Origin of the sequence: Dokdonia pacifica (assembly GCF_900188275.1) — a bacterium.
Taxonomy (GTDB): Bacteria; Bacteroidota; Bacteroidia; order Flavobacteriales; family Flavobacteriaceae; genus Dokdonia; species Dokdonia pacifica.
This window is the reverse complement of record NZ_FZNY01000005.1, coordinates 150,451-172,616: the sequence shown is the minus strand read 5'-3', so window position 1 is coordinate 172,616 and position 22,166 is coordinate 150,451. Positions and strand designations below refer to the sequence as shown.

The following is a 22,166-nucleotide window of genomic DNA, read 5'->3' as shown; positions in this document are numbered from 1 at the left end:
TAATTATTTGTAGTGATAACTAGTTTCTATATTATAGAAAGTAATGCTCTAGGTTATGACTTGTTTTTCTAAAGATAGGATACTTTTTTCTTCCGAACTATATCCCTCACAAACACCATCACCATCACGACCATAAATAAAGCAAATGGGAGGGAAGTAATAATCAATAATTTTTGCAATGCTACCAATACATTGATTTCCGGACGAGCATTACCTAATACAATCATTGCAATAGCAAATAAAGCAATGCCTACAGACCAAATCAATCGGTGTCTGCGTTTAGGGTTTGGGTTTCCTTTATCGGTAAACATGCTTAATACAAATACAGCCGAGTCTACCGAAGTGACTAAAAAACTCACTAGTAAAATTATCGTAATCACATTGAGTATACTTGCAAACGGATAGTTTTCAAAAAATACAAAAATGGAAGAAAATACATACCCAAACTCGTTGTTATAGGCGCCCCAATTTTCTATGATCGTAAATGCACTATCCCCAAAGACACTAAACCAAAAAAATGTACCCATCGCCGGAATGATTAAGACACCCAGTAAGAGTTCGCGTATGGTGCGTCCTCGAGAAATACGAGCAATAAAAATCCCTGTAAACGGAGCCCATGCGAGCCAAAATGCCCAATAATAATACGTCCAATCAGTTAAGAAAGCCTCTTCAGGGTCATAGGCTCCAACGGCAAGACTCAGTTGGACAAAATCTTTGATGTAATGTGTGACCGCTTTCGCGAAAGCGTATACAACTGCTACCATATCACTTTGTACAAACACATAGATAAGAATAGCGAGTGTCATCCAAATATTAAGTGTAGAGATGCGTTTGATTCCTTTATGCATCCCTTTCCAAACAGATACAAAGGCAAGAATAGCAATACACAGTGTAATACCAATAGTAGTCCAAAGTCCAAAATCACCTTGGGTAATATGATTAAGGCCTCCATTAATTTGTGTAGTTCCCAGTCCAACAGCACCTACAAGTCCAAAAACAGTGGTAAACGTAGCTAGTATATCAATGCCGTGCCTAGGAAGTTTGTGTTTGGTAATACTTTGAATAGAAGCGCTTACAAGCGCCGATCGTTTTTGTGTAAATAGGTAATACCCTATAATTAGTGCAAAGAGACCATAAAATGCCCAAGCAGTAAAACCCCATTGGTAAAAGGTATATTCTAATGCAATGATATCTGGCGAAGCACCCGTTTGAATAGGTGGATGTTGTTGCATAAATACAGGCTCCTGTACAGCACGGAGTAAAATTCCTGCACCCATTCCTGCACTGTATAACATAGCAATCCATGCCCAACGCGAAAATTCAGGCGTATCTTCTTTACTGCCTAATTTTTGTTTCCCGAAAGGGGAGAGTGCTAATCCTAGAATAAAAAGCACACAGAATAATCCTAAATAGAGATAAAAATGACCAAACCATTTTCTAACCCAAAGTGATGCACTTTCTATATGATTGTAAAATCCAGCAGTATCTATAAAAACAAATCCTGCAAAAAGTAGTAAGAGTCCTATTGAAATGGTAAGAACAGGGTATTTTTTGATATGTTCAAAAAGATTCAGAATAGGTGATTTTTATAGGAAAGACTAAGGTACTTAAAAAAGATGTTTTTATTCCTATGGAGATAGGCAGCTGGTTATTTAATTTTATTAAGCTGAATATGCTTTTCATTATTTCTAAAATGGATGAGCATATTTTTATTAGTACGACTGTTTATTTTTCACTCCCTTTAGGGTCGGGAAAACGAAAAATAAGGATCTCAATATCCAATTTTTCTTTTTTTCATCGCCAAAAAAAGAAACAAACTCCTTTCTTCAAGGGAATAAAAAAAAGGACATCAATAGTGATGTCCCTTTTCTATAATTCTAATAAACGGTTTACTGTTTTACAGCTTTTAATTCTGTTTCATTACCATCTTTGTCTAGTAATTTTACCTCGTCAAATCCCATTTTTGTAAACTGAGCATATTGTGTAGCAGCATCTCCTACAACTAAATATGCCATTCTTGACTCATCAAGATATTTGTTTGCAAGTGCTTTGTGCTGTTCTAGCGTCATATTACGTACTATCGCTTCTTCACCCTCTATATAATTAGGTGCTAAGTTATAGGCACTCATCTCACGTAGCATTCCCAAAAGAGCTCCTTGCGTTTCAAAACGACGTGCATTTGATTTAATCAATGCATTTTTCGTAAACTCAAGGTCTTCTGCATTGATACCTTCTTTGTAACGTGCAATTTCATCTTTAAAGATTTGTACAGATTCTCCTGTTGTATTTGTACGTACACTAGAAGAAGCCGTAAATGTTCCTGGGATTTTTGTACCACTAAAGTTAGTACGCGCTCCATAGGTGTATCCTTTTTCTTCACGAAGTATAGAGTTTACAACACTATTAAAAGTACCTCCTAATTTATAATTCATTACTTCAGCAGGATAAAAATCTTTATCTGTACGTGCTAAACCTAGGTATCCAATATTAATCACCGATTGTTTTGCGTTTGGCACATCTACAAATAATAAAGAAGAGTTTCCTCTTTGTTCTGGAATTTCATAAGTAGGAATTTCAACATCTTTTGCTGCCCATTTTTCTTCTAGGTCTTTTAGTGCATTTAATGCAGATTCTTTTTTGATCTTTCCTACAATGTGGAATCTACTGATAGATGGAGAGAAGTTTTTGTTATAAAACTCTTTTAAATCATCCATAGTAAGTGCATTTACAGAAGCTTCTGTACCACTAGATGGGTATGAGAAAATATGATCTTCTCCGTATAGTGTTTTTGTATAAATTCTATTTGCAATTACATTTGGATTTGCGCTAGAACGCTTAATCCCGTTGATTGTAGCAATTTTAATACGTCCAAACTCTTCTTCATCCCAACGTGGTTCTAATAAAATCTCTTCAATGAGATCCATAGTAGCTTCAAAGTTACGTGTAAGCGTGTTTCCTTGTATAACGATAGACTCACGTCCTGTAAACATATTGATACTAGCACCAAGGCTTTGAATTGCTTTTTCTAGCTCAGCTGGTGTTTTGGTAGCTGTTCCTTCCATCATGATATCTGTCATGAGGTTGGCAACACCATTTTTGTCTTTACTATCTAATAAATGTCCTCCTTCAATTACTAAGTTGAAGTTTACGGTAGGGATTTCGTTTTGCTCAATACCATATACTTTCATTCCATTTCCTAATTCTGCTGTCCAGCTATCAGGAATGTTAAGTGCAGGTGCAGGTCCTTGTGCAGGCTCTACCGAGCGATCAAAGTTTGAAGGTGTTTTTACAACTTCAGTTGCTGCATCTTCTATTTCTTTAACTACATTTTCTGTAATTGCTTCTTCTACGATAGGTGCTTTTTCAGAATTTTCAACAATAAGATCTAGTTGTCCTTTAGGAACAAAACTAGTTAATACATATGGCTTGTCTTTGATGTAAGTATTATACACACGCATGATATCTGCTTCTGTCACCTTCTTGATATTTTCAATATCTTTTTCAATAAAGCTAGGCTCTCCAGCAAATACATTGTATTGTGCCATTTGGAAAGACTTTCCTAATACACTGCTAATTCCATTATAGAAATCTGTTTCAAGACTAGCTTTGATACGATCTACATCTCCTTCAGGAATTCCATTGGTTTCAAAACGTTGCATCGCTTCAAAAATTCCAGCTTCTACATCGTCAAGATCTTTTCCTGCACTAGCAGTTACAATAATATGGAACTCACCTGCAATCTCTTGCGCATTGCTATAGGCAAATGCATTTGAAGTCAATTCTTTTTCTTTTACAAGTACTTCATAAATAGGAGCCTCTTTTCCGTCAGAAAGAATTTCTGCTAAGAAATCTAACGCATATGCATCGTCAGTATATTGCTCTAGAGTAGGCCATACCATATGTAATTGTGGCGCTTGCGCAAAATTATCTTCATGATATAATTTCTTTGTTTCAGCCAACGTAACACGTTGAGGCTTTAATTTAGGAACATCTTGACCTCTTTTAATTTCTCCAAAATACTTTTCGATCATTGCTTTTGCTTCTTCCTTTTCGAAGTCTCCAGCTAATACAAGTGTTGCATTATTAGGACCGTAGTATTTTGCATAAAATTCTTTTACATCATCAATAGTAGCATTTTGAAGATCTACTAGTTCTCCAATAACTTGCCAGTTGTATGGATGTCCTTCTGGATAGATGTTTTTATCCAGCACCCAATTGGTATGTCCGTATGGATTGTTATCTACACGCTGACGCTTTTCATTTTGTACTACTTCTTGTTGGTTATAAAAAGCAGATTCAGTTACCGTATTAATAAGGTATCCCATGCGGTCACTTTCTAACCACATAACCATTTCCATAGCATTGTTAGGTACTACTTCATAGTAGATAGTCCCATCTTTCCATGTTCCTCCATTAAGGGTTCCTCCTGCATCTTGTATTTTTTTAAAAAACTGATCTTGAGGTACATTTTCAGATTCTTGGAATAACATATGCTCAAAAAGATGCGCAAATCCTGTACGTCCAGTTTTTTCACGATTTGACCCTACACCATATTGAATAGCTAAAGAAACAATAGGATCACTTTTATCTTGATGTAAAATGACATCAAGTCCATTTTCAAGTTCATACTTTTCATAATCTACAGATAAGGAAGAGCTTTCTTCGGCATCACCACCGCTTGAAATACCACCTTCTGTACAAGCAATAAAAAAACCAGAGAATATGATGGCCATAAACGCTAGTTGTAGAGATTTTTGTAAAGTCATAGTTTTTTGTTTATTAGAAAGGTACAATGTACAACACTATCAGTGTCTATAAAAGGGCTTTTATGTTAAAGAATTTAACGTTTGTAAGGGTTTACGAGCTTTTTTAGTCTTTCTAAAATAGCAATGATATTGATACTGAGTACGCTTTCGCGAAAGCGTATAAAGAACAATTCACTATGTGTATTATGTAATTTATGCTTTTTCCCTACCTTTAAGCATGGCGTATTGGGTTTCAACTTTAATATTTATCTTAGTAATATATGTGGTTATAAGTATACTACTGTATTACTTACAAGACTATTTCCTGTTTAAGCCAGAAAAATTACCTGCCGATTTTCAGTTCTTTTATGAAAATCAAGAAGTAGATGAATACACCATTGAAACTAGAGATGGCGCTCAATTAAACGGACTTCATTTTAAAGTTGAAAAACCTAAAGGCGTGGTATTATATCTCAAAGGGAACTCTAAGAGTATCAAAGGATGGGGAAAATTTGCAGTAGATTTTACCCGTAATGGTTATGATGTTGTAATGATGGATTATAGAGGGTTTGGGAAAAGTACTGGACGCCGTAATCAAAAAGCGCTTAAACGTGATTTACAAGTGATTTATAATAAACTACGTGAGCATGTAGATGAGAAGCATATCATTTTATATGGAAGAAGTTTGGGTTCAGGACTTGCTACCAAGATTGCTTCTGTAAATAATCCAAGGATGTTAATCTTAGATGCCCCTTATTATAGTCTTACAAAAGTAACGGCACGGTATGCGCCTTTTATGCCATTGTCTTTATTAATCAAGTACCCGTTACCAACCTATAAATGGCTTAAATACGTACAGTGTCCTATTCATATTATTCATGGAACTGACGATAAATTAATTCCTTATAAAACGAGTGTAAAACTCTCTAAAATTAAACCTAAACTTACGAAGTTATATACGGTGATAGACGGAGGACATAAAAACCTTAATAATTTTGAGAGCTATCATAAAATGCTTACTGAAATTCTTCATTCTACACCTAAAAAAGTTGACTTAGAAGGTTCTAGCTTTAAGGTAATCCATAATACAAAACGCAAAAATGCTTAGGTATTTTAGATACAACACGCTGTATTTCCTTTATTCATATATTCTGTAGTTACATTCTTTAATATAGATTACTTTTCTTAAAAGTAGTCTAATATGCTTATTCAAATTCTTAAATAATTGTAAATCCACATGGTAACTGTAAGTTGTTTGCTTACAATGCATTGCAGATGTAATCAGCGCTGTGAGTAAACTTTTGTAGGGAGCTTTTTAGATGTTATCATTATTCATGAAAAATGGAATAGTTTTTTTGCAAAACCTGATAAACGAATCTACATTTAAATCATACAATACTAGTTTGTTAGACAGAAACTCTGGATGTCTTAAACTGATCAGAGTATGTATCATTTAAATTTATAAGCTATGTTAAAAAACATTTTAAAATTAAAAGGAATTAAAAAATTAAATACATCAGAACAACGAGATGTTAGTGGTGGATTTAGAGCAAATTGTCCTACATATCCAGCAAGTGAATGTATTGCTTGTGGTGGTGGTCCTCTTGCTAATGGATGCTGTAAAGGCAGTTATGAAACCCATCAATGCCTAATTTTTGGTGGCGGAATCGGAGATTAAATAGTAGTCATAGGTATCTAGTTCTAGAACTAGATGCGAGAAATTCTCTGGGTTTTTAGTTCAGAGTCATATTAATTTTAAAAAACAATACTATGTTAAAAAAGATTTCAAGTGTAAAAGGAGCTCAAAAATTGAGCAAAGAACAACAGTTATTAATAAGTGGAGGTTCTGTTCCTATTTTCTGTAATACAGATGCAGATTGTCAAATTCCAGGAGCACCTTTCTGTATTTCTGCTTGTGGTACCACAAGTAGCGGACAACAACTGTGCATTTATGATAATAGATCTTGTTTTGGAGGTTTTGGAGGCTAAACTCTAAATAAAAGGTAAATAGACGAGCACCACAGTCTGTTTGCCAATTCTATTATTTTGTCCAAACAAACACTTAGGTATATAGACGTATACACTTAGGTGTTCTTTTTTATTCCTATTAAAAACAGTTACTTTGTGTATTATAAACTTATGCGATGAAGCGTACACTAAAAAGGGGAGCAATCCTGCTGTTTGTTTTGGGAAATATTTATGCAATTTTATGTGGTGGTCTTTACTTCTTTCAGGAGAGTATGCTATTTCACCCAGAGCAGTTACCTAAAGATTATGTTTTTGAATTTGATGCTCCTTTTGAAGAAGTATATCAAGAAGGAGAAGGAGGTGCTCAACTACACGGGCTCCATTTTCCTGTAGTAGATGCCAAAGGTGTCATTTTATATTATCACGGTAATGCCGGTAGTGTAAGACGTTGGGGAGAAATTACCAGTTTTTTTACAAAAAAAGGATATTCGGTGATTGTGATGGATTATCGCAATTATGGTAAAAGTGGGGATGCTAAGGAAAAGGTTCCGAGCCCAGAACAGGCTTTATATACCGATAGTGAGGTATGGTATGCTTTCGCGAAAGCGAACTATCCAGAATCACAAATTCATGTGTACGGTAGAAGCTTAGGAACCACATTTGCCACTTATGTAGCCAGTAAAAACAATCCTAAAAACCTTACATTAGAAACCCCATTTTACAGTATAGAAGATGAGGCGAGTTCGCGTTTTAAATGGCTTCCTGTAAAACGGTTATTAAAATATAAAATGCCGACATACACATTTATAGGATCCGTTTCTTGTCCTATTACAGTATTTCATGGAACTGAAGATGCCGTTGTAGCTTATGAACACGGGCAGAAACTATTTGAGAAAGTGACGACTTCATCAAAAGAATTTATTACGATTCCTGAAGGGGGTCATAATGACCTAGTTATATTTCCAGCATATACAGATGCCATAGACCGAGTTCTTAAAAAAGAATAATTGTGTAACAATTATAGAGAATAAGCTTCTAAGAAGTAATAGGTCTTTTTTAGAAAACACCCATGAATACTAAAACACTTCGTACCCTTTTAAAACTGTATCTAAGTACTTGGGGGCTTTTTTTTGTGTTGTATTGTATTGGTATTTGGAGAGCAGAAGTCTCGTTTGTAGAGGCTATTAAAATGCTAGGAGTCTTTGTGCCTACACAACGTTTTCTTATAGCCTTTCACGTTTTATTTCTACTTGTTTATGGGCTGTTTATTATTATACGATATGCTGTACGTGGTTTTAAGAAAAAAGGATGGAGTTTAGCATTAAAACGATTTAGTTTTTCTTTGGTCATTCCTCTTTTTGTCATCTATATAAGTATTCAAGGGATGATTACTTTTAATAGTACAGAGTTTTTTAATTATGACTGGGATTATAGTATTGAGAACACTTCTGAAAAAGCTACAAACCTTTATGATATAGATGGAAAACATAGAGGGATGAGTGTGTTTTGGTCTTATGATAAAGAAGATCATCAAAAGGCTACTAAAGATCTTATAAAAGATAATATAGAATGGGCTACTGTGATTCCCTTTATAGATCAGGAAAATGAAACCTCCAATCGTATAGAAGGAACAGTGATTCCGGGTGTTTGGTCTCGTCGAGATTCTGTAACAATGCGTTACATACAAAGATTACTGGAACGTGATATACGTGTGCATTTAAAACCACATATTTGGTTGAGAGAAGGATGGCGTTCTAATCTCCAACTTTCTCAAGAAGATTGGGAAACATGGTTTAAAAGTTATGAAGAACGAATGCTACAATACGCACGTATGGCTGCAAAGATGGACGTACCTTTATTTTGTATAGGTACAGAACTGCGAACAGCCATTAAGCATCAACCAGATGCTTGGCTTCCATTTATAAAAGAAATCAAAACAATTTATTCAGGGAGGTTAACATATGCTTCAAATTGGGATGATCCTATAGAAGATATTCCTTTCTGGAAGGAGCTTGATTATATAGGAGTGCAAGCTTATTTTCCTTTAACTACAGCTACAAACCCAGATTTAGAAACAATCAAAATGGGTTGGGATACACATATAGCTGCATTAAGAAAAGCGTCAACAGATTATAAGATGCCTATTTTATTTACAGAAATAGGGTACCGTAGTGATGAAGCTGCAACCATAGCTCCATGGGAATGGGGTGCTTTAACTGGTGCACTTACTAAGAAAAAATCAGATCAAACCCAACAACGCGCTTTTGAAGCAATGTTTCAAAAACTATGGAATGAGCCTTGGTTTGCTGGTTGTTATATTTGGCAATGGCATACACGTACTACTCCAGAAGGGGCAAAAACAAATGTAGACTTTACTCCCCGTTTTAAACCTGCCGAAAATACGATTGCTCGTTGGTATGGTAGCCTAGGAGAGAAAACACTTGAGGCTCATAAATAAGAAGATTTTAAGGTTTATTAGGTATAAAGCTATAAAATGATGGTATTTTGATTCTTCCCTTGTATCTTTGCACGCTGAAAAAGAGGGCGGATTAATACCGCTTTCGCGAAAGCGTATACATAATCATTTGAAGTATCTATTATGAAAGCAGGAATCGTAGGATTGCCTAATGTTGGAAAATCAACATTGTTTAATTGTTTATCTAATGCAAAAGCACAAAGTGCTAATTTTCCATTTTGTACGATCGAACCTAATATAGGTGTAGTAAATGTACCAGATCCGCGTCTTGAAAAATTAGAAGAATTGGTAAATCCAGAGCGTGTTGTTCCTGCTACTGTAGAGATTGTTGATATTGCTGGACTTGTAAAAGGGGCGAGTAAAGGAGAAGGATTAGGAAATCAATTCTTAGGAAATATTCGTGAGACGGATGCGATTCTGCACGTATTACGTTGTTTTGATAATGATAACATTGTACACGTAGATGGAAGTGTAGATCCTATACGAGATAAAGAAACTATTGATATAGAACTACAATTAAAAGATCTTGAAACGGTAGAGAAAAAAATAGATAAAGTAAAACGTGCTGCACGAACAGGAAATAAAGAAGCGCAAGCAGAAGAGGCTGTACTTATTAAACTAAAAGAAGGCTTGGAAGCCGGAATCTCTGTACGTGCTATAGATATAGATGAAGACGCTCGTGAAGAATACGTAAAGCCTTTGCAGTTTATTACGGATAAACCAGTAATGTATGTATGTAATGTAGATGAAAATAGTGCTGTAGATGGAAATGCATATGTAGATCAGGTACGTGAGACTGTAAAAGATGAACATGCAGAAGTATTAGTACTTGCAGTAGGAACAGAGGCAGATATTACAGAATTAGATGATTACGAAGAGCGTCAGATGTTTCTTGCCGATATAGGTCTTGACGAACCAGGAAGCGCAAAATTGATACGTAGTGCTTATAAATTATTAAATCAACAAACCTATTTTACAGCAGGTGTAAAAGAAGTAAGAGCTTGGACTATTAATATAGGATCTACAGCGCCACAAGCCGCTGGAGTGATTCATACTGACTTTGAAAAAGGATTTATCCGAGCTGAGGTTATTAAATACGATGATTTTGTTTCATACGGAAGTGAAGCAAAAGTGAAAGAAGCTGGAAAATTGGGTGTAGAAGGAAAAGGGTATATCGTAGCCGATGGTGATGTGATGCATTTCCTTTTTAATGTGTAATAACTTCTTTACTACATAAAACAATACAAAAAGCCTGAACATCTGTTCAGGCTTTTTGTTATTATATAATTGCTCCAATAAATTCTTCGAATAAGTCAACTACTGTCATTAACAAATAGATACCCGCAAGTATAAAAAGAAATATTTGTTTGTTTTTATCTTTTACAGAAAACACCAGTAGAAGAGGAATGATTCCCCAAACAATAGAAAATAAAGCATTTGCAAATCTAAAAAGATCAGATGTGAAAAAGTCGATGTTTAACTTTGAAAGTATAAAGTAAAAAAGTCTTGAAAAAACCATCCAAATAATGGCAATCATTATCAATATATCTCTGTTGGATGATGGTTTCTGAATCAACGGTCCATTTTCAAATCTGTCCATAGTATTTCTTTTTACACTTGTTAATTAACTGCTATAATACAACATATACTTAAAAAGTAATCAATTATGTAATCATTGTTCTTGTTTTAAAAGCATTAAGATTTATAGCTTCAAAATTCAAACGACAGCAAATAAGCTTGCTATTATTTATAAAACTCATTAAAAATCCCCTTTAAAAATACTGATACTACCTATAAAATTATGTACCTTTACGCCCCGTAAACGAATCATAGATTTCCATTAATGGCAGCTACAAAATACATCTTCGTAACGGGCGGAGTATCATCTTCTTTGGGTAAAGGTATTATTGCCGCATCCCTTGCTAAACTCCTACAAGCACGAGGACACCGAGTAACCATCCAAAAACTAGATCCTTATATCAATATAGATCCTGGTACACTAAATCCATATGAACATGGAGAGTGTTATGTGACTGATGATGGCGCAGAAACCGATTTAGATTTAGGACATTACGAGCGTTTCTTAAACGTTCCTACGTCACAAGCAAATAATGTAACCACAGGACGTATCTATCAAAGTGTGATAGATAAAGAGCGTAGAGGTGAGTTTTTAGGAAAGACTGTGCAGGTGATTCCGCATATTACCAATGAAATTAAGGAACGTATCCAAATATTAGGTAAAAGTGGCGATTATGATATTGTAATTACTGAGATAGGAGGTACCGTAGGTGATATTGAATCTCTGCCATATATTGAAAGTATACGTCAATTGAAATGGGAATTAGGAAAAAATAATTCATTAGTAATCCATTTAACTTTAATTCCATATTTATCTGCAGCCGGAGAACTAAAGACAAAACCTACACAACATAGTGTAAAAACGCTCATGGAAAGTGGGATTCAGGCAGATATTCTCGTATGTCGTACAGAGCATACATTAAATGATGATTTACGTTCTAAATTAGCTCGTTTTTGTAATGTAGAACAAGAAGCCGTTATTGAATCTATAGATGCTAGTACCATTTATGATGTACCTAATTTGATGCTTAAGGAAGGCTTAGATACGATTTCATTAAAGAAATTAGGCCTTGATGACACAAAAGTTCCAAAACTTACGCGTTGGAATGAGTTTTTGACAAAACATAAAAACCCAAAATCACAAGTTACAATAGGACTTATAGGGAAGTATGTAGAGCTTCAGGATTCCTATAAATCTATATTAGAAGCCTTTATTCATGCTGGTGCCGAAAATGAAGTAAAAGTAAAGGTAGAGAGTATTCACAGTGAATACATTAGTGATACGGTAATTGAAAATCAAATCTCAAAATTAGATGGGGTATTGGTTGCTCCTGGCTTTGGAGAACGTGGTATTGAAGGAAAAATTAAAGCAGTACAATATGCCAGAGAGCATAAGATTCCGTTTTTAGGAATCTGTTTAGGAATGCAAATGGCGGTTATAGAATATGGTAGGAATGTGTGCGCTTTCGCGAAAGCGAACTCTACCGAAATGGATGCAAATACTCCATATCCAGTCATTGATTTAATGGAAGAGCAAAAAAGCATTACCGATATGGGCGGAACGATGCGTTTAGGAGCTTGGGAATGTACACTTGCTGAAGGAAGTATTGTAAAAGATGTCTATGGGAAAGCGGTCATTGAAGAACGTCATCGTCATCGTTATGAGTTTAACGAAGCATATAGAAGCCAATTGGAAGAGGCAGGTATGAAAATAACAGGAACAAATCCCAATACAGGATTGGTAGAAATTATTGAATTACCAGATCACCCTTGGTTTGTAGGAGTACAATACCACCCAGAATATAAAAGTACCGTTGCAAATCCGCATCCATTATTTGTGGCATTTGTAAAGGCTGCATTAACATATTCTGAAAAAAAATAGTGTCACTATGGCATAAAATAAACGTTTGGAGATAGAATTGCTATCTCTTATAAGAAATACTACTTTCGCAAAAGCGATTTATATAACACCAATTAATGAAAAAATTTGATAGAACTTCAGTGATAGGAATGCTCTTAATGGGGCTTATTATTATATACATTATGTATACGAGACCTACTCCAGAAGAGATTCAAGCTCGAGAAGAAGCAAAACAAGAACAAATTGATAGTGAAAAACCAGAAGAAGGAATGGTTGATAAAGGGAGTCTTGAGGCTGCTATTGATTTTCAAAAAGAAGCGCTTCAACAACCAGATTCTCTTAGAAGTGAATTCTTAAATAGTAAATTAGGAGCTTTTGGATATTCAGGAACATTACCTTCTGCAAGAGAAGGAGTAACTGTTGTAAAAAATGATGTCTTAGAGTTAGAGGTAAGTAATAAAGGAGGACATATTGTAAAAGCTACCTTATTACAACATAAAACCTATGATTCTATTCCTGTATACTTAATAAAAGATGGGAATAGTACATTCAATATCTCATTTAATACTACAGATAATCGTAATCTGAATACTAAAGATTTATTCTTTGAGCCTGAGTTTTCTAAAAATGGGGATAATGAAGTACTAACGATGCGTCTTAAAGTATCACCTAATGAGTTTTTAGAATATCGTTATGAGTTAAAGCAAGGCGACTATATGCTTGATTTTGGATTAAAATCACAGGGACTTTCTCGTGTGTTTAATACAAGTCAACCTATGCGTTTACAGTGGGATTTTAAAGGGATGCGCCATGCTAAAAGTAAAGAGTATGAAAATCGCTATACACGCCTTACCTATGAATATGAAGACGGAAAAACAGATAAGTTAGGACAGGTAGGTGATGATGATGAAATTAGAGAAAACCTTTCTTGGATGAACTATCGTCAGCATTTCTTTAGCTCTATGCTATTGACAGATACGCCATTTGAAGAAGCAAAATTATACTCTAATGACCTCTTGAAAAAAGCACAAGATGCAGATCAGGATACAGAGTTTACAAAAGAGTATAAAGCAGATCTTTTACTAACTCCTAAAAATGGAGAGTTAAACTATGCAATGAATATGTATTATGGTCCTACAGACTATCAAATACTAAAAGAATATGATCGTAACTTAGATGAAGCAATGCCATTAGGTTGGGGAATCTTTGGATTCTTAAATAAGTATTTAGTAATTCCATTTTTTGGATTTTTATCAGGTTTCTTACCTGCAGGAATTGCTATTATCTTAATGACTATAGCTATCAAGTTATTGCTGTCTCCTGTACAATACAAACAGTATGTATCTCAAGCAAAAATGAAAGTATTGAAGCCTGAAATAGCTGCTATTTCAGAAAAGTATAAGGATAATGCGATGAAGAAGCAACAAGAGACCATGGCGTTATATAGTAAAGCAGGGGCAAGTCCCGCCGCTGGATGTTTACCGGCCTTTTTACAAATTCCTGTATTCTATGCATTATTTACATTCTTCCCATCTGCTTTTGGTCTACGCGGTGAAAGCTTTTTATGGGCTGATGATTTGTCTAGTTATGATGAGATTGCAAAACTTCCATTCAATATTCCGTTTTATGGAGATCACGTGAGTCTTTTCCCAATCCTTGCCGCAGTGACAATTTTCTTTTCTATGAGACTTACTACAGGAAATCAAGCAATGCAACAGCCTACTCAAGAAGGAATGCCAGATATGGGTAAAATGATGAAGTATATGATGTATTTCTCTCCATTATTAATGTTATTCTTCTTTAATAATTATGCTAGTGGATTGAGTTTATACTACTTTATTTCTAACTTAATTACTATTGGAATTATTTTAGTAATTAAAGGATATATTATTGATGAAGAAAAAATCAAAGCTAAAATAGAAGTAAAGAAAGCTAGACCTAAAAAACAAGGGCGTTTTCAAAAGAAAATGGCCGAGATCATGGAGCAAGCTGAGAAACAAAAAAATGCTAAAGGAAAATAATCCTTTACAATATTATATTAAAAAAGTGGTACAGGGATGTACCACTTTTTTTATGCTTATTTGATTTGCATGATTTTAATGTAAAACTACTGCTGTACTATCTATAATAAGCCCTGTATGATCCAATGTCCCATAATCTGATAGTTGATATGCAATGCCTGCAATAAAATGCGTAGGCATTCTTTCTGTACCTTGATATGCAAAAATGGCTTCCTTTTTAGATGCTATTTTTAGTATTCCTTTGGCATGCCCAATAGAAGGTATTGTATGTGACTTTAAACTCTTAAAGTGAATAATACTACCTATAGGAATACTATCTTTTCCAGAATTCCAAAGTAAGGTATGTTCATCGATTCCAAAATGTGAACCATTCCATTCGGTATCTGTAAAGAATATACGCGTGTTTGGGGGTAATATAGATTGCGTTTTTATGGTAAATGCATCTTTAGAGGCATTCATATTTTTAAACGTAATGGCACCAGTGTTTACTATATGATGAGAAGGAAAACCTACTATAATGATCAATGTGATGCATATAACGGCATAGCTAATTATTAATTGATACCTCATGTACACTACTTTTAAATGAAGTACCTAAAAGTAGATCGTACTTGTTTCTATAATGTTATTTAGAGATTATGTGTGTATTGTTTTATAGACAAATTTTCCTCTATTGGTAATAGTTATATAAACTAAAAAAGCTTCGATATAACTGAAAATATCGAAGCTTTTACCGTACTGGTGTGGGTCATTAATCGTGTAAGTTGGGTACCAGTAAGGGACTAATTATGGATTATAAATCTCTTATTACACGGCTTATTGCATGAATAACTCCGTTTGCTGCTTGTACATTTGTAACGACAATACCATTAGAACCTCCATCAGGATCTATAATAGCTGGCGTTGCTGCATCTATAGTAATATCGCCGCCTCCAAATGTTTCTACGGCATTACCGTCAATTCCTGAGAGATCTTCAGCTCTAACATTTGCACCTGTAACTACGTGTAATTCTAGAGTTGCTGCAAGAACATCTACAGGTACTTCGCTTAGTGTCATAAGCCCTAGATCGGTTAATAAATCTCCGAAAGCATCATTGGTAGGCGCAAATACTGTAAAAGGTGCAGGATCAGTTCCATTAGGTGTTTGTAGAGCGGCTACATAACCAAAAGAAGCATCAGCTGTTAAGGCAGCTACTAATGATGAAAATGTTGGATCTGCAGTAGCAAATGTTGTCACATCTGGTAAACCTATTACGGCATCTACTACATGAACAACTCCATTTACAGCTACGATATCAGCTATCGCAACATTTGATGCTCCATTAAGTGTTACGCCATCATCTGTATTGATATACATATTGATAGGTGCATCTGCTTCCCCATTAAATACAGCAGCTGTATTTACATATGAGTTACTTAAAGCACTAGAAATAGCTACTGTTCCTGGAATTACGTGATTAGATAATACTTGAGCTAATACATCATTATCGATGTCACTAAGCATAGCACCATCTAAAAATGTTGTAAAAGCATCATTGGTAGGCGCAAATACTGTGAAATCTCCACTTGTATCAGATAGCAAGTTTACAAAAGTTGTATTTCCATCGTCTGTAAGTGCAGCAACTAATGAGCTAAGTGCAGGATTTGTAGTTGCAAATGTTACAATAGTTGGAAGTTCAATGACAGTATCCACTATATGAACAATACCATTATCGGCATCTACGTCTGGTGTGGTTACTGTAGATTGACCATTAATAACAACGCCACTGGTAGTGTCTATGTACATATCTATATTAGCCCCACTTGATGGTTCTGTTGCTAGATTTTTTTGATATCCAGTAGAAAGATCTGTAGATGCTAACTCTACATTAAGAACATGATTTAATAAAATCTGTGTTAATGCGTCATTATCTACATCTTCTAGGGGAGTACCATTTAAAAATGTTTCGAAAGCTGCATTGGTAGGAGCAAATACTGTAAAATTACCAGTTCCTGCTAATGTAGCATCAAGACCAGTTTGTTGTAAGGCAGCTAATAATGAACTAAAATCAGGATTGTTAGTTACAATATCGGCAATTGTGTTTGGTGTACTTCCAATAATAACTCCGCTATCATCGTCGTCACCACAAGAAATAATACCTGTAAAAGCTATAGCGAATACCGCTATTTTTAAATACTTACTTAGTGTTTTCATAGAAATTGTGTTTGTTTGTTTAATGCAAATATAAAATCGTTAAACAATTTTAATGTTTAAAATAAAGTTAAAATCGTTAAACAAAATGTAAAATTTTCACAATAAACTTGACAATATTTTAATAATGGAGTATTAGGACTTGCAAATCAGTATTAATGTGATTTGGAAATAAAAGCGTCAAATTATTTATACAATTCTCTACTTTATAATACATACGTTCAGGAATATGTTTTTGGATGTTTTTATAAAAAAAAATGAGTACGCTTAAGAAAGCGTACTCATTTTTAGTAATTAAATCCTCAGTATGTTTTTACATATTAAGGCTTTAAAATATTGGTATTTGTGTCTATTTAGTTTCTTAAGACTCTGTCTATAGTATGAACGACACCATTTGTAGTTTGTAAATCGGTCATAAGTAAAAGGCTTGGCTCTCCATCAGGTCCTATTACAGCAGGTGTCATAGCATCTATTGTAATATCAAGTCCAGAAAAAGTTGTAAAACTCATTCCGTCCATAGTCGTTAACTCTTCTGCTCTAATATTCATATTTACGATATTATGTAACTCTACAATAGTAGATAAATCCATAAGCGGTATTTCAGAAATTCCTGTCACATTTAAGTCAGTAAATAAGTTTGTAAATGCATCATTTGTAGGTGCAAAACCTGTAAATGGTGTAGCACCATCTCCAAAAGGAGTTTGTAAAGCAGTAATATAATCTACATTTGGATCTGCTAAAATGGCTTCTAATAAAGTAGAGAAGTTAGGATCTGCAAATATAAATGTTGTAACATCTGGAAGAGGCACTACAGTATCAACAATGTGAATAACTCCGTTTGAAGTAACAATATCTGCTAGGGTTACTGAAGAAGCTCCATTAAGTTGTACGCCATTATCAGTATTTACATACATAGTAATAGGAGCGTTTGCATCGCCATTAAATACAGCAGCTGTATTTACATAGGTACTTGTTAGCGCTGTAGATATTGCTACCGTTTCAGGTAGTACATGATTAGAAAGAACTTGTGCAAGTACATCATTATCAATATCACCTATAGTAGCGCCATCTAGAAAAGTAGTAAACGCATCATTTGTAGGTGCAAATACAGTAAAATCTAATGTTGTATCCGAAAATAAATCTGTGAATGTTGTATTTCCTTCATCTGTTAAGGCAGCTTCAAGTGAATCTAATGAAGGATCTATAACTGCAAATGTTGCAATAGTAGGAAGATCAATAACCGTATCGACTTCGTGTAATACACCATTATCTGCATCTGTATCTGTTGCAATCACTGTAGACTGATTATTGATAACAACTCCATTTGTTGTATCGATATACATATCTATAGTTGCATTTGATGCATCTTCTGTAGCAAGGGTTTTTTGATATCCAGTTGTAAGGTCGGCAGCAAAAAGTTCTGCGTTAATAACATGATTTAATACTAATTGTGTCAATACTGCATTATCTACATCTTCTATAGCCGTACCACCTAATAATGCATCAAAAGCAGCGTTGTTTGGAGCAAACACGGTAAAGTTACCATTACCAGCAACCGTAGCATTTACACCTGTTTGATTTAACGCAGCAAGAAAAGAACTATAATCTGGATTACTAATAACAATATCTAAAATAGTATTACTAGGTGTGTTATCAATAATGTTTCCATTATCATCATCATCTGCACAAGAAATAATTCCTATTGCCGTTATAACTAGGATTATTATCTTAGTATTTAGTAAAATTTTTTTCATAATTGATACTCATTGTTTTTGCAAATATATGTGTATCAACAATAAATAAACGTTTTAATTTTCATAAAATGAGCAAACGTAATTTAATTTTTTATCTATGCTGCTTTTTCATTTATTTTTTAGGAAATGCGCAAGAGTTTAACAGTGTAGATGCAAATAATAAAAAGCACGGAAATTGGCATAAGTTCTACGAGGGGACGAAACAACTGCGGTATGAAGGGACTTTTGATCATGGTAAAGAAATAGGTGAATTTAAATTTTATGATAAAAAAGGAGGTCACCCTACAGCCATCAAAAAGTATACAGATGGTGAAGAGTTTTTTGAAGTGATTTTTTATACAACAGATGGGAAAAAAGTGAGTGAAGGGAAGATGAAGCAGCGTTCTCGTGAAGGGAAGTGGGTATACTATCATCAAGATGGAACTACTATTATGACAGAAGAGATGTATAAAAATAATCTCTTAGATGGAGAGCGCATTGTTTATTATGAAGGAGGTGCAGTTGCACAACGTATGTCATATACACAAGGAAAAGAAAATGGTGTAGAAACACATTATTCAAAAAAAGGAGTTGTCCTTAAAACATATACTCATGTAGATGGAAAGTTACATGGACCTGTAAAACTATATGAGCTTAATGGAGTCATCATGCGTGAAGGAAATTATAAAGACAATAAGAAAGATGGTGTTTGGAAATACTATAAAAATGGAAAACTAGATAAAACACTAAAATTTCCACTTAACAAACTAGGCGGCGTTCATTAAATTCCTTAAAATTCTGTTAGTAAACGTTAGAACTTAACATTTGTAACGACTTTTAAAAGAAAAGTTATGTTGCAAAGTATAAAAAAAGCTACGCTGATGCTCTTTGTAGGAGTGTTAGTTGTACTTCCTACCCATCTACCATTGCGAGCACAAGAAGTTTCACCCAATAGTGATATACATTACTTTTTAGATATCGTAACTACATCCAGTAGAACAACGCAAGAAAAAGCGTTAAAGACTATTGAAAAAAAATGGAAGCCTGAATATGAAATTATGGCTCTGGAAGTCATGTATTTTGGCTATTCTACAGATGTGGGCTTAAAAATGGCACTGTTGCTACAGAAAAAAACGGGCCAGAATTTTGGGCTAGATTTCAATAAATGGTATGAATATATTTGGAGTAAAGAGCAAAAAATACTTCCTGAATATGCCTATTTTAAATCACAATTACACAAATCATTAGATGCCAAGTTCGAGAATTATTTCCAAGGAAGGCAAGAAACGAGCTTAATCCGTATGGATGAAATACGATGGGGTGGTGTGCAACAAGATGGAATTCCTCCTTTGAGAGATCCAGCGATGATTCCAGCAAAACAAGCTTCGTATCTTGAAGATGATCATGTGGTATTTGGAATTGAAGTAAATGGAGATGCGAGAGCTTATCCCAAACGAATATTAGCATGGCATGAAATGTTTGTAGACGAAGTAGGCGGTATTCCTGTGACAGGCGTTTATTGTACATTATGTGGTACTGTAATACTCTATAAGAGCGAGGTAAATGGAATAGTACATCAAATGGGAACAAGCGGATTCTTATATCGATCTAATAAATTAATGTATGATCAAGCTACCCAGTCATTGTGGAGTACATTAGAAGGAAAACCTGTAGTCGGACCACTCGTTGGGAAAGGAATCCAAATGGATTATTTAAGTGTAGTTACAACTACTTGGGGCGAATGGAAAAAACGTCACCCAGAAACCCAAGTGCTTTCATTAAATACAGGGTATCAACGTGATTATGGAGAAGGGGTTGCGTATCAAGCCTATTTTGCAGATGACAATTTGATGTTTAATGTGCCATCTGTAGACGGGAAATTAAAAAACAAACAATCCATACTCGCAATCCGACTTCCAGAGTATCCAGAGCAACCCTTAGCGATTTCTGTAAAATATCTCAAAAAACACCCTATATATCAATCTACGATAGAGGATACTCGATTTGTAGTATTTACAGATAAAACAGGCGCCAATAGAGTGTATGATGCAACCAATTTGAACTTCAAAAAATACAATCAACAAAGTACCGCTACAGATGCACGTGGGGAAACTTGGACACTGTATGAAGATCGTATAGAAAATGCATCAGGAGAAGTACGACCTAGAATACATACATTTAATGCATTTTGGTTTGGATGGCAAGCTGCATACCCTGATACAAAACTTGTTAAATAAGGAATAGTTCTGCCTCAAATAATTGCGTAATTTTGTAGGCTATTTAAAAGTAATGTTTATACGCTTTCGCGAAAGCGTATAAATGATGTATAATAATAAAACGAACACCCTAAAACGTTCTCTTCTTGGAAGTGAATTACGGGTGAGAATTATGAAAACAGTAGTTGTAGGTCTTAGTGGAGGTGTAGATAGTAGTGTTGCCGCTTATTTATTAAAAGAGCAGGGGTATCGTGTTATTGGTCTTTTTATGAAAAATTGGCATGATGATTCAGTGACCATTTCAGATGAGTGTCCATGGCTAGATGACAGTAATGATGCGATGCTTGTTGCTAATAAACTAGGGATTCCTTTTCAAACAGTAGATCTAAGTGAAGAGTATAAAGAACGTATTGTCAATTATATGTTTAAGGAGTACGAAATGGGACGTACACCTAATCCCGATGTGCTTTGTAATCGTGAGATTAAGTTTGATGTATTTATGAAAATTGCCTTAAGCTTAGGAGCAGATTATGTGGCTACGGGGCATTATTGCCAGAAAGAAACCATTACTAAAGATGGTAAAGAAATACATCAATTACTAGCAGGAGCCGACCCTAATAAAGATCAGTCGTACTTCTTATGTCAATTATCGCAAGATCAATTGGCAAAAACACTATTCCCTATTGGACACCTTCAAAAACCGCAGGTACGTGAGATTGCATTAGCGCAAGACCTAGTGACGGCAGGAAAGAAAGATTCACAAGGGCTTTGTTTTATTGGTAAAGTGCGTCTTCCTGATTTTTTACAACAGCAATTACGCCCTAAAGAAGGGGTAATTGTTGAAATTCCTAAAGAAGCTGTCCCACAGATGGTAGGTGAAGATGTAGCTAGCAATGCTTTCGCGAAAGCAGATTTAGCTCAACTTGCAGAAAAACCAGTGTATACGATTACAGATGGTAAAGTTGTTGCAAAACATCAAGGCGCCCATTACTTCACAAAAGGACAACGTAAAGGACTTGCTGTAGGAGGAACTGCTGAGCCTTTATTTGTCATTGAAACCGATGTAAAAGAAAATGTAATTTATACAGGCCAAGGGAAAAGCCATCCTGGGTTATATCGTAAAGGACTCTTTGTGAGAGAAGAAGAAATCCACTGGATACGAGAAGATTTAACACTCGCGGTAGACGAAACCATGGAGGTTGAAGCGCGTATACGTTATAGACAACCTCTAGAAAAGGCAACTTTATATCGAGTAGAAGGAGGTCTGTATGTGATTTTTGATCATCCACAAACAGCTATCGCCGAAGGACAATTTGTAGCTTGGTATGATGGAGATTCTTGTTTAGGTTCCGGAGTTATTTCGTAACTTTATAGAAA

At 34.9% G+C, this 22,166-nt stretch carries 17 protein-coding genes; 11 read left to right on the top strand and 6 right to left on the bottom strand.

Annotation, left to right across the window (positions count from 1 at the left end):
- Window positions 1-68: 68 nt before the first annotated feature.
- Both CHB80_RS15470 and CHB80_RS15465 read right to left on the bottom strand, forming a co-directional pair.
- Complete coding sequence (locus CHB80_RS15470) at window positions 69-1,532, bottom strand: BCCT family transporter (protein ID WP_262486187.1); 1,464 nt, start codon at window positions 1,530-1,532, stop codon at window positions 69-71.
- Window positions 1,533-1,889: 357 nt separating this feature from the next.
- Window positions 1,890-4,766: a M16 family metallopeptidase gene (locus CHB80_RS15465; protein WP_089372407.1), complete on the bottom strand. Its 2,877-nt coding sequence runs from the start codon at window positions 4,764-4,766 to the stop codon at window positions 1,890-1,892.
- Between the two features lie 262 nt (window positions 4,767-5,028).
- Here CHB80_RS15465 and CHB80_RS15460 point away from each other — a divergent pair, with 262 nt between their 5' ends.
- The 6 genes from CHB80_RS15460 to ychF all read left to right on the top strand — a co-directional run bounded on the left by CHB80_RS15460 (window position 5,029) and on the right by ychF (window position 10,407).
- Window positions 5,029-5,853 (top strand): alpha/beta hydrolase, encoded by an 825-nt coding sequence (locus CHB80_RS15460; RefSeq protein ID WP_317044278.1) that lies wholly within the window; start codon window positions 5,029-5,031, stop codon window positions 5,851-5,853.
- A 360-nt stretch (window positions 5,854-6,213) separates the two neighbouring features.
- Window positions 6,214-6,423, top strand: a complete 210-nt coding sequence (locus tag CHB80_RS15455) for a hypothetical protein (RefSeq protein ID WP_089372405.1) — start codon at window positions 6,214-6,216, stop codon at window positions 6,421-6,423.
- 92 nt (window positions 6,424-6,515) lie between these two features.
- Window positions 6,516-6,734, top strand: coding sequence for a hypothetical protein (locus tag CHB80_RS15450; protein WP_089372404.1), 219 nt, complete (start codon window positions 6,516-6,518; stop codon window positions 6,732-6,734).
- A 155-nt stretch (window positions 6,735-6,889) separates the two neighbouring features.
- Window positions 6,890-7,720 (top strand): alpha/beta hydrolase, encoded by an 831-nt coding sequence (locus CHB80_RS15445; RefSeq protein ID WP_089372403.1) that lies wholly within the window; start codon window positions 6,890-6,892, stop codon window positions 7,718-7,720.
- Window positions 7,721-7,782: 62 nt separating this feature from the next.
- Complete coding sequence (locus CHB80_RS15440; RefSeq protein WP_089372402.1) at window positions 7,783-9,171, top strand: glycoside hydrolase family 113; 1,389 nt, start codon at window positions 7,783-7,785, stop codon at window positions 9,169-9,171.
- A gap of 141 nt (window positions 9,172-9,312) precedes the next feature.
- Window positions 9,313-10,407 carry a redox-regulated ATPase YchF gene (gene ychF, locus CHB80_RS15435; RefSeq protein ID WP_089372401.1) on the top strand — a complete coding sequence of 365 codons (1,095 nt, stop codon included), beginning with the start codon at window positions 9,313-9,315 and terminating at the stop codon, window positions 10,405-10,407.
- A 61-nt stretch (window positions 10,408-10,468) separates the two neighbouring features.
- On the opposite strand, the gene CHB80_RS15430 is transcribed toward ychF, so the two are convergent.
- Window positions 10,469-10,789 (bottom strand): hypothetical protein, encoded by a 321-nt coding sequence (locus tag CHB80_RS15430; protein ID WP_089372400.1) that lies wholly within the window; start codon window positions 10,787-10,789, stop codon window positions 10,469-10,471.
- A gap of 243 nt (window positions 10,790-11,032) precedes the next feature.
- On the opposite strand from CHB80_RS15430, the gene CHB80_RS15425 reads away from it, so the two are divergent.
- Together CHB80_RS15425 and yidC are read left to right on the top strand one after the other, a co-directional pair.
- On the top strand, window positions 11,033-12,649 hold the full coding sequence (locus CHB80_RS15425; protein ID WP_089372399.1) for a CTP synthase: 1,617 nt from the start codon (window positions 11,033-11,035) through the stop codon (window positions 12,647-12,649).
- Window positions 12,650-12,744: 95 nt separating this feature from the next.
- Window positions 12,745-14,649 (top strand): membrane protein insertase YidC, encoded by a 1,905-nt coding sequence (gene yidC / locus CHB80_RS15420; RefSeq protein ID WP_089372398.1) that lies wholly within the window; start codon window positions 12,745-12,747, stop codon window positions 14,647-14,649.
- Window positions 14,650-14,724: 75 nt separating this feature from the next.
- On the opposite strand, the gene CHB80_RS15415 is transcribed toward yidC, so the two are convergent.
- The 3 genes from CHB80_RS15415 to CHB80_RS15405 all read right to left on the bottom strand — a co-directional run bounded on the left by CHB80_RS15415 (window position 14,725) and on the right by CHB80_RS15405 (window position 18,594).
- Window positions 14,725-15,219, bottom strand: a complete 495-nt coding sequence (locus tag CHB80_RS15415; protein WP_089372397.1) for a hypothetical protein — start codon at window positions 15,217-15,219, stop codon at window positions 14,725-14,727.
- Window positions 15,220-15,442: 223 nt separating this feature from the next.
- A complete protein-coding gene (locus CHB80_RS15410; protein WP_089372396.1) occupies window positions 15,443-16,843 on the bottom strand; it encodes a fasciclin domain-containing protein in 1,401 nt (466 codons plus the stop codon).
- A 350-nt stretch (window positions 16,844-17,193) separates the two neighbouring features.
- The gene (locus tag CHB80_RS15405; protein ID WP_089372395.1) at window positions 17,194-18,594 is read right to left on the bottom strand and encodes a fasciclin domain-containing protein; all 1,401 of its coding nucleotides are present in this window, start codon (window positions 18,592-18,594) and stop codon (window positions 17,194-17,196) included.
- 68 nt (window positions 18,595-18,662) lie between these two features.
- Between CHB80_RS15405 and CHB80_RS15400 the strand changes: the two genes are divergently transcribed.
- The 3 genes from CHB80_RS15400 to mnmA all read left to right on the top strand — a co-directional run bounded on the left by CHB80_RS15400 (window position 18,663) and on the right by mnmA (window position 22,155).
- Window positions 18,663-19,358, top strand: a complete 696-nt coding sequence (locus CHB80_RS15400) for a toxin-antitoxin system YwqK family antitoxin (protein WP_089372394.1) — start codon at window positions 18,663-18,665, stop codon at window positions 19,356-19,358.
- Between the two features lie 66 nt (window positions 19,359-19,424).
- The gene (locus CHB80_RS15395; RefSeq protein WP_089372393.1) at window positions 19,425-20,810 is read left to right on the top strand and encodes a DUF3179 domain-containing protein; all 1,386 of its coding nucleotides are present in this window, start codon (window positions 19,425-19,427) and stop codon (window positions 20,808-20,810) included.
- 151 nt (window positions 20,811-20,961) lie between these two features.
- The gene (mnmA, locus tag CHB80_RS15390) at window positions 20,962-22,155 is read left to right on the top strand and encodes a tRNA 2-thiouridine(34) synthase MnmA (RefSeq protein ID WP_229746933.1); all 1,194 of its coding nucleotides are present in this window, start codon (window positions 20,962-20,964) and stop codon (window positions 22,153-22,155) included.
- The last annotated feature ends 11 nt before the right edge of the window (window positions 22,156-22,166 follow it).